Here is a 13718-nt window from a genome sequence, read left to right as displayed (position 1 = left end):
GAACTGCCATGAATGTAGAACGACTCTCCTTTGCAACTCGTCAGGAGTACGCTCGCTGTTTCACGAACCCTTCCTATTGGCAGGCGTATGTGGCTGCCATTTGCACACGTCACGAATTGGGGGAGTGTACCACTGTACGCGCAGGGTTTCCAGGTACGAATCCTGTCTTTATCGTTAATGAAACCTATGTTATCAAACTCTATTCCGATCTCTTCGATGGAGAACGGAGTTTCCTCGTTGAGCACGAAGTCTATCGCCTCATCGCCACTCAGCCAGACCTTCCAGCGCCATCTCTGGTCGCCTCTGGGGAGCTCTTTGATGCACACGATGGCTGGTCCTGGCCCTACATTGTCACACAGATTATCCCCGGTCTGAGTATGAGTGAGTCGGAACTCAGTGATACAGATCGTTTAGCAATCGCTACATGGCTGGGACCGGTGGTACGTCGTCTTCACGCTCTTCCACTGGTGGAGGCTGGACCATTACTGCCAAGATGGGAGCCGTTTCTGCAGTTTCTCGCGGAACAACGGGCAGAGGTGGTCAACAACCATGTTCGTTGGGGCGTGCTACCCGCTCATCTCGTCGCACAGATCGAGAGGTATCTGCCAGATCTGACAGAATTGATTGACACAGATGAAACGCCTGCTTTGATTCACTGTGATCTCACTAGTGATCATGTGCTAGGAGAGAGCATTACTGGGCACTGGCAACCATCTGGCATTATTGATTTTGGTGATGCCAAAGTTGGTGATCGCATGTATGAGCTGGTGGCGCTCCATCTGGGTTTGTTTGACTCGAACAGGCAATTACTTTGGACATTTTTGGATGCCTATGGGTTTGATACGGCCTTACAACGCGACTTTGTCCGGAAGGCCATGAGCATGACGTTACTGTTTGAGTTCAACGTGTGCTCACACATTTTCAAGAACATTCCTGCTGCGGCCTCGGCTAGCACACTTGAAGAACTGGCTGAGTTACTATGGGGGCGTGCTCTCACGTCCTGCGGGTGCTCTGAAGTTTTCACTGTATGAGAGGGATACTGGCTCTTGAGAATGAAAGGACCGCATTGTATCCCGGTCCTTTCATTCTCACAAGCCAACTTGCGGATGAACTTCTATTTTTATCGCAATGGATACTTTCAATATGTGTCACCCATCATATGAGTCGGTGTCTGCTCGCCCCAAATAAGCCTCTCGCGAAAGGAACATGAAATATTCCTTCCTCTTGACAAACAGTTGTCGAACGACTATACTCATATCAAACGAAAAACTTCGTTTGATATGAGTATAGTCGTTCGATATGGAGAAATGGTATGCCCGGACAGAGCAGAACTGATCAGCAAGCTCCCCTGGTCGCCGAAATCGAGGTCAGCGCGGCCCATGAATGCCTGATGACGCTGTATGTGCTGAGCGATGAGGCGAGACGGGCCAGCTATGAAGCAGGGCCCGGCTGGTTCGACAGCGTGCGCCAGCTGGCTTCGCCCGACCTGCTGGCAACCATCGAGCAGTTCAATTTTCGTACCAACCAGGTGTGGGAACATCTACTCAGTCTCGTATACGATTGCCCGGAGCCGCGAGACGTTCCTACCTTTCTTGGCTTCCTTGAGCAGACCGATGCCCTCGAAATACGCCTGCACCTGCTGGGGTATTATGTACGCGAGCATCGCCGCGTCACGCCGCCTGATATCATCTTCCAGGCGGCGCAGGGAGATGCTGGCGCGCAAAAGCAATTGCTCAAAACGTCGTTCCCCAACGATGCCGACTGGCAAAGAACGCTGCGCTGGCTGCTCGCGCTCGACATTGAGGCCACGAAGCGCCTGCTGATAGACATCCTGCGGCGCTGGTACGACGAGGTCTTTCAGAAGCAGGAGCCGCAAATCTTGCCTATCCTGGCGCGAGATGCCGAGGCCAAACGTGCTTTGCAGGCGAGTATGGCGGCGGAACAATTGATCGAGGCGGCTACCGGGTGGGAATACGTCCCGGAGCCGGGCATCCGGCGCGTCGTACTCATTCCTTCCTATATCCTGCGTCCCTGGAGCACTTCCGGTGAGCGAGCTGGCACGCGCATCTTCTGTTATCCCGTCGCCGATGAGAGTATTACTGCCGATAGTGAGACGCCCCCGGCGCGGCTGGTGCGTCTTGTCAAGGCGCTGGCCGACGAACGACGCCTGCGCGTGGTAAAGCGGCTGGCGACGGGCAGTTATACGTTGCAAGAAATCGCCGATGAGTTTGGTGTCCCGAAAACGACTATGCAGCATCACCTGACAGCCCTACGCCAGGCCGGCCTTGTTCGCATGCGTATGAGCGATCACCGCTACAGCCTGCGCAACGAGGTGCTGGAGAGCGTAGGTGGGTTGTTGAGCGAGTATGTCAAAAAAGTATGATTGATCGGCCCCTGGCACATAACATCACGAAAAGGAGGTCATTCATGAGCAAGTTACTTTCCGCGCAACAGGAGCGTGTCCGCTCGCCGTTGTATCGTCCCGCGTTCCTGCGTTTATGGCTGGGGCTGATGTTTTCGCGCGTGGGGGATCAACTGACCGTGGTGGCGCTGATCTGGTTCGTCTTGCAGTTGACGGGTTCAGGTATCGCTATCGGCCTGATCGTGCTTTGCTTCCAGCTTCCCGCGGTCGTCGCCAGCCCGTTGATGGGCAGCCTGCTGGATCGCTACCAGCCGCGCACCATTATGGCGGTGGATAATTTTGGCCGCGCCTGCATTATTGCCGCCATTCCTTTGCTCTACCTGACCGGTGCTTTACACCTCTGGATGGTCTATGTACTGGCCCTATGTTCCGGCGTGCTTTCACCTGCCTCAAGCGTAGGTCTGAACATCATCGTTCCTAAAATCGTACCTGATGGCGAGCTTGAGCGCGCCAATTCGCTTGCCGCGATCAGCTGGGACTTCTCGGCGCTCATCGGCCCGGCCATCGCGGGCTTCCTGATCATTTTCATGGGAGCGCCGCTCGTTCTGCTTGTTGATGCTCTGTCCTTCCTCTTAATGGGCGCGATGGTGCTGGCGCTTCCTCGTATTCAGCGTTCCCATACTCAGGATGAAGGGGTAGGGGCGGGTAAACGAGCTGGAAATCTCTTCGGCTTCGGCACGCTTTTCCGCATGCAAACTGTCTTCTTGCTCTCTACATTGACGCTGCTCTTCCTCTTCATGCAAGGACTGACCGAGGTTGCCATTCCGGTGTATAGCCAGAAGACGCTCGGTGCGGGTTCAGCGGCCTATGGCCTGCTGATGACCGCGTTCAGCGCTGGCTCATTGCTCTCGCTGGCCTTGATCAGCCAGCGCTGGACGAAGAGTCGCCGCCAGGGCATCACGCTGGCCGCGATTCTGCTGCTCAGCGGCCTGACACTTGCTCCGCTGGTCGTTATACATACACTTCCTCTTGCCCTGATTGTAATGGGCCTGGCGGGACTGGCAGCCGCGCCCTATTACGTGATGGAACAATCGATCACGCAGCGCCTGGTTCCCGAACGGGTGCGCGGGCAGATCTTCGGCGCTCGTGGGGCATTGAATGTCGCGGGCTATCCGCTCGGAGGGATGGTTGGCGGTGTATTACTGGGAACGCTGGGTGTGCCGTTCGCATTTGCGACGGCTGTGCTGCTCTGCCTGTTGATGGGAGTGATTTGCCTTATAGCGCCTGTGATTCGAGGGCTACGACAGCTGTAGCAGCTGATTGGTTGTACCCACCCCTGACAATGAATTTTCACAAGGGGGATGGCCTCCCATTACCAATGGCTCAGTAAAACTATCTTGTTCCGGTTACATGATAAAGATAAAGAGAGGAAGTACAGTGCATGAGAGTTCTCAGGCCTGATTTTTATCAGGTTGATCTGGAGGTAGCACTTTATTGAGCCTCGGAATTATACTCCACCCATAGCGGTCCTCTATCGCTTTCAGCTCTTTAGACGTGATCTCGCCACGCATATAGCGACGCGCCGCCGTCCATAAAATGGCTTCGCGCTCGGCATACGACAGCTCTGATGGTGGTAGTTCATTCAATGGCTGCATTTGCATTGCATATCCCTCCTCATTTGTAACTTAAGTATAACAGCACAATGACGTAAAAATCAATGCACCCTCCTACCAATCTCATCACAGCTATTTGATGGCGTTAAGTTGCTGGTAGATCAACAGTATCGAGGCGATGCGGGCGCCTAATTTTAGCAGCATGGCCTGGACCTCTGGTGAATCAAAGGCTCCAGTATTCTCACTATCGAAGCACATGACTCCCAGGCAATCGGCAGGATTCTCCCCAATAATAAGCGGCACACTTACCAGAGCGCGATAGGGTGGGAAAGGCCGTTTTTTGTCAAAGTCTATGTAGCTGTCATTATCAGCGCGCCAGGCATGACTTTCCTTAATGATATGACCAACCAGAATCTGGTGTTGAATGAAAGCTTCGCCCGCCAGTCCTCGTTTCCTATCTACTTCCTTTGTTCCCACATAGAATCGTGTTCGGAGGATGCTCTCCGGCGGCATCTGGTAGCCCTCCCAAAAAGTCAGGTATTCGTTGCCCAATTTCGGGTCGGGGAGGTAGAGAGAAGCGCGATCCACATCGCCGGCGAACGTTCCACAGGTGTCTTCCAGGAGCTTCTTGAGCAGCCTGCGCATCTCGTTCTCGCGGTCTTTCGCTGAGACCAGGTTGGGCAGTAACCGGAGTATGGAATCATCGAGCTTCACCACTTTGTCGAGGGTATCGAGCGTATCCCGTTCTTTGCTGAGGGCTTGAATCTTTGCATCTTTCGTTGCCACTGCGCTGCTGAGGCTTTCGCGCTGCTTACTCAGAGCGGCAAGCTGGCTGTTCATGAGCGTGGCGTTCTGTCGCCAGAGGTAAATGCAGGCAGCCAGCGCCAGGGCCAGAACGATGACGATGATCCAGGGCCAGGAGTTTGCCGTGAAAGATGCGCTGACTATCATCCATAGTGCGACGAAGAGCGCATCAGCGCGTCCCCCGATGATGCCCCCAACTATCATTGTTAGAATAGTACCGCCGAGAGCAATGAGCGCGCCGGTACGAATTTTTATGCCCCGCGACCGGCCCTTAACCATAGTGATCTCCGTACAAAGCAATGCTAGTTTTGTTGTTCTTGCCGGTAACCGGATAGATAAGCGCCAAACGTATAAAACGTGACAGGTTAGCAAAAAAGAGGTAACTGGCCTCAACAATAATAACAGAAGCGAATAGCTGTGGCAAGCTATTGAAAGCTTGCTGCTAATAGTACTAACGCAATGATTACGAGGAAATACAAGCTTTCATCAAAATTCGTCAAGGATTTGCCTGATTCAGGCTATTGTGTTGGCCGAAACCTGGCCCTTAATCATCCGTATTAATTAAAGAAAGACAGGTTATTATCTGAGGAGTTATGGCTTAGAGAACGCGCTATAGTGCGACAAAAGGAGGAAATATATGCCTGTAGGCCCGCTTGAATATATCGTGATCGGAACGCCGGGCAATCAGTTCATGAGCGAGATTTTGCCTGAACTCAGCGCCATTCAGGAAAACGGGCTTATCCGTGTCGTTGACCTGGTTTTTGTCAGGAAGAATCCTGATGGCACGATCTCGGCACTGGAGGTACACGATTTGAACGATGACGAAGTATCAAATCTCGGCTCCGTTAAGGAAAATCTGATGGGGTTGATTACGCCGGAAGATATCGTGACGCTCAGCAATGCAATTCCCACGGACACAGCGGCAGTGATTGTACTGCTGGAGCATCCATGGATCAATCGCTTGCAAGCAGCTGTAGATCGCGCCAACGCGCAGGTCTTTATTGGAGGAATGGTGCCGCGTGGTTCTATAGAGCAACTCGAACAGGAACTGGCGGCGGCCCGGCAGCAAGCGCAGCAACAGTAGGATCAAATTGACAAAAAATAAATAAATCGGAAGGAGGAAAAAGCATGTATCATCACAGGCATGGAGGGTTCATGGGAGGCCCATTTATGGGAGGGCCGTTCATGATGCGCAGGAGAGGTTATCCATTGTTGCCTATTGGTGGTTTAGGGGGTTACGGCCTGGGCGGCGGTATGGGTGGAGGATTGGGTACCTTGCTGGATAGTGTGATGGCGGGCGGCCTGGGCTACCTGGTGGGTAGAAACACGGGAAGCTCCGCGCAGCAGCAATACCAGCAGCAGTATCCGCAGTACCAGCAGCCATATCCTCCGCAATACCAGCAGCAACCCTACCAACCCCAGTACCAGCAGCAACCGGCCCAGCAATATCAACCATACCAGGCGCCCGCAAACAGCCCGGCAGACAATAGAATCGCGCAGCTCAGGCAACTCGGCCAGCTACGCGAATCCGGCGTCCTGACCGACGAGGAATTCCAGGCCGAAAAGCAGCGCATTCTCAATGGGATGTAGGTCGAAGTGGTGATCTTATGAAAGGAGGACAGCAGCCAGAACTTGCTGCCCTCTTGAAAGGTAATGGTTGTGAGTTTATAGAGAGCCAGCCAGCCGCTGCTTACTCAGAGGCGGGCCAGGTGACGGAAATCGGGACGCATGGACGACCTGGGACGAGAGATGCTTCGCTGCGCTCAGCATGACATGGTTGGGATATGTCATGCTGAGCGCAGCGAAGCATCCCCCGGCCTGTACGCCTTGCACGCCCGGCCTTGTCTACTTCTGGGGAATCAGCGGCCAGCTACCTCTTGACACATGTGATATTATATCTATGCATGGCGGTGTAGCTCAGTCGGTAGAGCATCGGACTCATAAGCCGAGCGTCACAGGTTCGAATCCTGTCACCGCTACTCTTCCAGTTCGTAGTCTGAAGCTAAATGTACTCCCTTTTTCTGATTGTTCTTCGAGGGGAGCATCTGTCCCCGTATGGAAGCAGGATATTGTAGCCTTTCTCAAGGAGCCTGGCTATTACATGCGCCTGACTCAGCTCTCCCAACTTCTTCTTATCAGAGCTAAGCTGTTCCATTGATATCCCACCTTACTGTTGCCCGCCGCTTAACAGATGTATTGGGGATGAAAGATATCCTCCAGATAACTACACAAAGCAAAAGTTGTGTTGCTATCAGCAAGGTATAAATCCCCTCTGGAAAGGAATACAGGGTAGCTTAAGGACAGGCGGGTCGCTTTTGCTCTGTAAGCAGAGCCAGGCAAAAAAAGTAGCGGGAACAGGATTCGAACCTGCGACCTCCGGGTTATGAGCCCGACGAGCTAACCACTGCTCTATCCCGCGTCATTAATTACCGGTCTTACCATCTTTTAGGGGTCTATAGTAGCGGGGGGAGGATTCGAACCTCCGACCTTTGGGTTATGAGCCCAACGAGCTAACCACTGCTCCACCCCGCGCCGGTTCTCATATCATACAACAACATTTGCGACTTGTCAACTCGATGGCACCTGGTGCAGGGCGATTGAAAAGTCCTGCGTGCAGCCTATCAGGGCCGGCGCGCCTTCCTGCGGACGTGGTATACTGTATTGATACGATTCATATACATTTTTCCAGTTCGCTACGTCCTATAATTAGAAGCATACGACATTGCAGGCTGAAAACGATAGGCGAATTAGCAGTCTCGCCCGGAAATTGCCAGAAGGGGTAACTTCTGGTAATCTGAAACGTATCTTTAACGTACCTATAGTATACATGCGGGATTTTCCCACTGCATAACAACTGTTGAGGTGCTCTGGCACATGCGATACAATAGAACATTACTATGGTTTATCCCCGGTGGTCTTCGATCACAAAGAAAGCAGGTCTGAATCTATGGATGCTCAGGCTCTCTATATGTACCAACGGAACCCCAATAATGGGGGGCCGAATCCTATGCCTCCCAATAATGGGGGCAATAGCAATGGAAATGGCAATAATAATCCGCGCAAATCAAGCATGTCGCTTATTGTGCGTTCGCTGATTATCATTGGCGTATTACTGGTAGGCTGGTATCTGTTTCAATACTTCTTTAACTCAGGCCCCAGCACGAGCAATCCCAACGCGATTGAAATTCCCTACAGTACCTTCTACCAGGAGGTGCAGGCGGGGAATGTCAGGGACGTGACTTTCCAGGGGCAGGATGTCAATGGCGATTTTAAGACGGCGCAGACGATCACGGATGCGAGCGGTGCGCAGAAGACAGGGACCAGCTTCCACTTCACGCAATTGCCTAACGGCGACCCCAACCTGGTCACACTGTTGAACAAGTATCACGTGAGTTACAAGGCTGTTCCACAGCCTGACAATTCAATCCTGTCCAACATCTTGATCGATGTCTTGTGGATTGTCCTGTTTGGCGCTGTCTTCCTCTTCCTCTTCCGTCGCGCCTCCGCGGGGCAGCAGAACATCTTCAGTTTCGGCAAGAGCCGGGCGAAAGTTGTGTTGGAGGATAGGCCGGGTACCACATTCGCGGATGTGGCGGGCGTGGATGAGGCGAAAAATGATCTCATCGAGGTCGTTGAGTACTTGAGGACGCCCAACAAATTCCAGCGGCTCGGCGGCAAGATTCCACGCGGCGTGTTGCTGGTAGGCCCTCCGGGAACCGGCAAGACATTGCTTGCGCGCGCGGTTGCCGGTGAGGCAGGCGTGCCTTTCTTCTCCATCAGTGGCTCCGAGTTTGTAGAAGTGCTGGTGGGCGTTGGCGCCAGCCGCGTGCGCGACCTGTTTGAACAGGCTAAGAAAGCGTCGCCCAGCATCATCTTCATTGACGAAATCGATGCCGTGGGTCGCCAGCGCGGCTCGAGCATCAATAGCAACGATGAGCGCGAGCAAACACTGAACCAGTTGCTGGTGGAAATGGATGGGTTCGATGTACGCCAGGCCGTAGTGGTGATCGCGGCCACCAACCGCCCGGACGGTCTTGATAAGGCGCTCCTGCGCCCAGGTCGCTTTGACCGGCGTGTGACGGTGGACCGCCCCGACTGGAATGGCCGGCTGGCGATTCTGAAAATTCATACGCGTAACGTGCCACTGGCAAGGGATGTTGATCTGATCACCATCGCTCGCGCGACTCCTGGTATGGTCGGCGCCGATCTTGCCAACCTGGTGAACGAAGCAGCTCTGCTGGCGGCCCGCCGCAATCTGGATGCTGTGACGCAGACCTGCTTTGATGAGGCCCTGGATAAGATCCTGCTCGGCGCGGAACGCCCACTGGTGTTGAGCGACCAGGATTTGAACGTGGTGGCCTATCACGAGGGCGGTCATGCCCTGACCGGCCTGCTGACGCAGTATGTCGATCCTGTCAGCAAGGTGACGATTGTGCCACGCGGCCAGGCGCTCGGCGTAACGCAGTATACGCCACTGGATGATCGCTATAACTACTCGAAGGAGTATCTCGAGGCGCAGTTAGTGACTGCCCTGGGCGGTCGTGCCGCCGAGGAAGTGGCAATTGGTCATATCACGACGGGCGCGGAGAACGACCTGCAGCGCGTCACCGCCATTGCGCGCCAGATGGTCACGCGCTGGGGTATGAGCGAGCGTTTGGGCACTATCTCCTTCAGCGAGCGCGAGGACCCATTCGCGGGCACGGCGCTGGCCAATGGCTCCCGGGAGTACAGCGAGAAGACCGCGGCGATTATCGACGAAGAGGTCAATCGTATCGTGAAATGGGCCTATGATCGCGCCGTCGGTTTGCTGTCGGAACACCGCGAGACGCTGGACCGCATTGCCCGTGCCCTGCGCTTGCAGGAGACGCTCGACGCGAAGCAACTGCGGCAGATCATGGAGGAGACGGGCGCCATCAACTCGGCCCCGGCCTCGTACAGGTAACGCAGGGTTGTAAAAAATCGCGGGCTGGTTGACCAGCCCGCGATTTTTTTATACACACCTGTCTTATGTGCTGCTGCCGGTCACCTGGGCAATAATCTCCTCGTCACTGACGTTTGATTTGATTGTTGCCTGACCAACAAAGAAGAGTACCGCGCCTATCAGCAGCGACAGAACGCCGATACCCCCAATCCACAGGTCCCACTGGCTGTTGGTGAGCAGACCAGTCCAGGGATTGGTAAACGTCACATAGACCCCGAAGCCCGTCGCGAACAGGCCGACGACCGAACAGACATAGAATACCCAGTCGGGCGCGAGCCGGATGCGGCTGAAAACATCGTGGTATTTGTAGCGAATGATGACCACGTCGATGAACAGCATCACCATCGATACACACCAGATGACTGTGACTGCCGCTTGCAGGATATCATAGACGACAGTTGAAAGATCAGCGGGTTTGAAGCCGGTCTTCAGAGTATACGGCATAATGATGAACGCGAGAGCAGTAAAGAAGGCGGAGATGATGCTCTGGATCAGTACTGCTACCCAGGGAACGCGGTTGGCATTCACTTTGCTCATGACCGTCGGCAGGCGGCGGTCCAGGCCGGAGACGAAGAGCAAGCGGCCAAACGAATAGTTGTAGACGACGGTGTTGAAGATGAAGAAACCGATGAAGATCAGGTTGACAAGCACACCAAGTACTTTACCGGCCCCACCGAAGCCGAGTTGCACGGCTTCCGCGATGGCCGACGGATTGGGCTGATCTTTGATGGGCACAGCGATTTGCACGCCGAATGTGCCGATCAGATAGGCGGCCATCACGACCACCGATCCCCAGAGCAGGTAGCGAGTGATTGAACGGGAATCGTTGATCTCAACGCCCATGTTCAAGGGTACTTCGATGCCCAGCAGGGCCAGGATGATCAGGCCGTAGAGCGAGGCGGTCGAACCGCTGGGCAGCCAGCTGGTTGAGAAGTTCGTATTTGAAGCGTGGCCCGTCACCAACCAGAGAACAGCTGCCAGGCCGATCAGCACGATCGCGCCCCCATAGGCGACGAAAACGATGTTGACGAAGTTCTGCGTGACCCGGAAGCGCAGCACGGACATAAAGAACGAGAAGGCGATCACCAGGATGATCACCAGTCCCTGCGACCAGGGGTCCGCCAGCAGGCTTGCGTTGAACTGACCACCAAGCTGCTGGATCAGTGAGACGACGACATCACCGGTGGCGATCATCACCAGCACGCCCGGCCACCATGCGCAGAATCCGGCGAAGAAGCCCAGGAACGCTCCGAAAGCTTTGTTCGTCCATACATAAATAGAGCCTTCGCCGGGGAACATCAAACCAAGTTGCCCGGTAACGATGGCGCCGGGGATGAGGAAAGTGATAAAACCCAGTATCCAGTAGACGTAGGCGGCTCCTCCGGTGGGAGACCCATTGATCGCGGTCGCCACTGCCGAGTTACTGATAAAAAGGACGATTGCTACGAAGATAGCGACCATGTCGAAGGAATTCAAGACCTTGGGGAGAATACCGCCTGCGATGCGCTCGGAACGCAGGACTTCGCCGCTGCCACTGCCGCTTTCAGCAGTTGTTGCCATGTGTGAAACCTCCTGAACAATTCCGTAAAGCTGACAAAATGTCATTAACGCTCAAATGAACGAAATCAATACACGCGAGATTGACACAGGTAGATGAAAAATGCGGGGTAAGGTTTTTCGTCTCTCCTTTCTAGCTAAGCTGACGTGTAAATGCTCCATTTCGACCGGTACCCGCCGGTCGAAATGGAACAGGCAGAGATATTATTCCTAATGGTAACTTGTGTACTCTTGTAAGTCAAGTAGCGACAGTGGCCTGTCCCTGTTCCCTGCCTGGTGCCTGTCCTGAAACTCCGGAGAGGACAAGGACAGGCCATTGTCCTTACAGTCCTGACGTAGAACCCCGAGGGGACAAGGACAGGCCATTGTCCCTACAGTATTCTCCTTGAGTCGGAAAATTTCATCCGCGTAGAGAACGGGGCGCTATTTTTTAGGTGTCGATGAGGGTTTTGGCGTTACAGTTGGAGTCGCCTGGCTGTTGAGGAGCGCCTGCTCTTGCTGGAGCTTTTTCTGTAAGGCTCGCAAGTAAGACTGGGCGCCGTCCAGGTCCGTATCCGTAGCAGCCTGCCAGTGCTGAGGCAGGTTGTGGGCTTGCTTGACCCAGCTATCGACGACCGTTTGTAGCGCGTCGAGCGTTGCGCTGCCGTAATTGATTTTATTCAACCAACCCCGGCCAGTCTGGAGCGCCAGGCTGAGGGCTGAAAGAAAATCTCCGGCGATGGTGGCGGAAAGCGTGACGATGGGAGAGACAAACACATCATACGCGGTGCGCGTAAGTCTGGCTGCTCCAATAGCGGCATCGAGGGAAACACCTTCAAGATCATCCAGGGCATTGATGAATTCTTTGCGCACTGCCTCTCCACCGGCGGCGACTCCACGATTGAAGGCATCCTGAATCTCGTGTTCAATATTTGTTCCAGCGTTCTCAAGTGCGGTAGGTATATGGGGCGCCAGTTCGTAGGCCGCGACGGCAGTCCCGCCAAGCGCGATGGCGCCGATCAGCAGTTTGCGCCTCGAGACTGACTTCTTTTTCTTTTTGCGAGGTGCTGGCCGGTCTTCTATCTCTTCACCGGCGTAGTCTTCTTCATACTCGTCGTATTCAACCGGTGCGCTGCGCCGTCTTCCTCGCTCGTAAGGCTCAGGCGCATACTCTTCATCGATGCGGCGAGAAGGTGTCCTGCTGCGCTGCGACTCAGGCCGCATCAGGCGGCGTTCAAGCGGATCTTCATCTCTATATTCGTCTTCTTCGATACCAAGGTCAGGGTCAAGATACTCAGGGACGCCAGCATCATACTCGCTCTCGACCATATCCTGCCTGGTCTCAACGTAGCTTCCGGCGCGAGGATGAGAGGGATATACCTGAGCAGAACGGGCACGGCGACTGCTATACAGCGTGTCGTCCTGTTCATCGTCGTACATATACTGATTATCATTCGGCGAGAGATGATGAGTCTGTATGTCAGGGACAAGCTGATCCGTTTCAACCAGCGGGGCCGATTTTGATTTGCTGGCGAGGATATTCTGGCGCAAAAGCTGGCGCGTGCGGCGCGGATCAGGACGGGGAGCCAGTAGTCCCGTTGTGCGAGGACCGGCGGAAGCGCCCGCAGCTGCCTGAGAAGACCATGCATCGCGTTGTGAGAGAACATCCGTGTGTTCTATTTGACCGGAGCTATTCTGCCCGGAAGAATGTAGTGGATCATACTCGTAGCCATATTGCCGGCCCGGACTTCTACGATACATTCTTCTCTCAGCGCGATCTCTAATCATGGGGTCCTTCTCCTCAGAGGTAAAAAAACAGCCAGTTGAAAGTTAAAATACGCTTTTTACGTATTCTACATTACTTCCGACAGAATTTCAACTGTTTGCCACTGAAAGCCAGTTCGGACTTGTCATTCTGAGCGCAGCGAAGAATCTGAAGCAAGTCCCTGATCGACGTGGCTCCTTGCAGATTCTTCCGCGTTCGCTGCGCTCAGGGCTTCGGCATTTTTCGCTCAGAATGACATGCCTGCGGCTGGTCGCGTGCCTGTTCAGGCGGTGGGATAGAGATTCTTCGCTGCGCTCAGAATGACATGCCCCGGAGACAGCCGGCTGTCTCCGGGGCATGTCATTCTGAGCGCAGCGAAGAATCTCCGGCCAACTTCCGTGTAACTAGCAGTTTAGCCGGATACATTTGTGTCTCGTGGCGAGAAGCATAAGCATTTCGTTACCTATTTTTCGCCTTAATCTTTGAAAAAAACCCTTGATTTCTCACTTGACTAAGCCGGAGAAGTCTGTTGATTGCCTCTGCCCGACCCAAAAAGCATACCCACACCTCCATTTTATATAATCTCTTCATTATGAATCATATAGCCTATTTCTCCTATTTTCAGACTGCTTCATTGTGTTTCATCGTGTGTATGCT

At 54.0% G+C, this 13718-nt stretch carries 11 protein-coding genes and 3 tRNA genes; 8 read left to right on the top strand and 6 right to left on the bottom strand.

The genetic code is table 11. The annotated features are described in order from the left end of the window. Positions 1–8: 8 nt before the first annotated feature. The 3 genes from VFA09_10080 (at position 9) to VFA09_10070 (ending at position 3675) form a co-directional block, all read left to right on the top strand. Positions 9–1031 (top strand): aminoglycoside phosphotransferase family protein, encoded by a 1023-nt coding sequence (locus VFA09_10080; GenBank protein HZU67613.1) that lies wholly within the window; start codon positions 9–11, stop codon positions 1029–1031. 281 nt (positions 1032–1312) lie between these two features. After that, positions 1313–2383: a metalloregulator ArsR/SmtB family transcription factor gene (locus tag VFA09_10075; GenBank protein HZU67612.1), complete on the top strand. Its 1071-nt coding sequence runs from the start codon at positions 1313–1315 to the stop codon at positions 2381–2383. A gap of 44 nt (positions 2384–2427) precedes the next feature. Next, positions 2428–3675, top strand: a complete 1248-nt coding sequence (locus VFA09_10070; protein ID HZU67611.1) for an MFS transporter — start codon at positions 2428–2430, stop codon at positions 3673–3675. Positions 3676–3813: 138 nt separating this feature from the next. On the opposite strand, the gene VFA09_10065 is transcribed toward VFA09_10070, so the two are convergent. Both VFA09_10065 and VFA09_10060 read right to left on the bottom strand, forming a co-directional pair. After that, complete coding sequence (locus VFA09_10065; protein HZU67610.1) at positions 3814–4023, bottom strand: hypothetical protein; 210 nt, start codon at positions 4021–4023, stop codon at positions 3814–3816. 84 nt (positions 4024–4107) lie between these two features. Beyond that, complete coding sequence (locus VFA09_10060; protein HZU67609.1) at positions 4108–5058, bottom strand: hypothetical protein; 951 nt, start codon at positions 5056–5058, stop codon at positions 4108–4110. Between the two features lie 358 nt (positions 5059–5416). Between VFA09_10060 and VFA09_10055 the strand changes: the two genes are divergently transcribed. The 4 genes from VFA09_10055 to VFA09_10040 all read left to right on the top strand — a co-directional run bounded on the left by VFA09_10055 (position 5417) and on the right by VFA09_10040 (position 6758). Next, on the top strand, positions 5417–5863 hold the full coding sequence (locus VFA09_10055) for a DUF6325 family protein (protein ID HZU67608.1): 447 nt from the start codon (positions 5417–5419) through the stop codon (positions 5861–5863). Between the two features lie 44 nt (positions 5864–5907). Further along, positions 5908–6369, top strand: a complete 462-nt coding sequence (locus VFA09_10050) for an SHOCT domain-containing protein (GenBank protein HZU67607.1) — start codon at positions 5908–5910, stop codon at positions 6367–6369. 17 nt (positions 6370–6386) lie between these two features. Beyond that, positions 6387–6551, top strand: coding sequence for a hypothetical protein (locus VFA09_10045; protein HZU67606.1), 165 nt, complete (start codon positions 6387–6389; stop codon positions 6549–6551). A gap of 134 nt (positions 6552–6685) precedes the next feature. Beyond that, positions 6686–6758: transfer RNA gene (locus VFA09_10040), tRNA-Met, on the top strand. Positions 6759–7125: 367 nt separating this feature from the next. Here the strand turns inward: VFA09_10040 and VFA09_10035 are convergent. Next, positions 7126–7198, bottom strand: a tRNA-Met gene (locus VFA09_10035). A 40-nt stretch (positions 7199–7238) separates the two neighbouring features. Then, positions 7239–7311, bottom strand: a tRNA-Met gene (locus tag VFA09_10030). Positions 7312–7726: 415 nt separating this feature from the next. On the opposite strand from VFA09_10030, the gene ftsH reads away from it, so the two are divergent. Beyond that, positions 7727–9721, top strand: a complete 1995-nt coding sequence (gene ftsH / locus VFA09_10025; protein ID HZU67605.1) for an ATP-dependent zinc metalloprotease FtsH — start codon at positions 7727–7729, stop codon at positions 9719–9721. Between the two features lie 63 nt (positions 9722–9784). Here ftsH and VFA09_10020 read toward each other — a convergent pair whose 3' ends face one another. Together VFA09_10020 and VFA09_10015 are read right to left on the bottom strand one after the other, a co-directional pair. After that, positions 9785–11320 carry an APC family permease gene (locus VFA09_10020; GenBank protein ID HZU67604.1) on the bottom strand — a complete coding sequence of 512 codons (1536 nt, stop codon included), beginning with the start codon at positions 11318–11320 and terminating at the stop codon, positions 9785–9787. Between the two features lie 420 nt (positions 11321–11740). After that, positions 11741–13084, bottom strand: a complete 1344-nt coding sequence (locus tag VFA09_10015; protein ID HZU67603.1) for a hypothetical protein — start codon at positions 13082–13084, stop codon at positions 11741–11743. Between the last annotated feature and the right edge of the window lie 634 nt (positions 13085–13718).

This window comes from Ktedonobacteraceae bacterium (genome assembly GCA_035653615.1).
Taxonomy (GTDB): domain Bacteria; phylum Chloroflexota; class Ktedonobacteria; order Ktedonobacterales; family Ktedonobacteraceae; genus DASRBN01.
The sequence above is the reverse complement of the archived record's forward strand: the minus strand, read 5'-3'. Positions and strand labels throughout refer to the sequence as shown.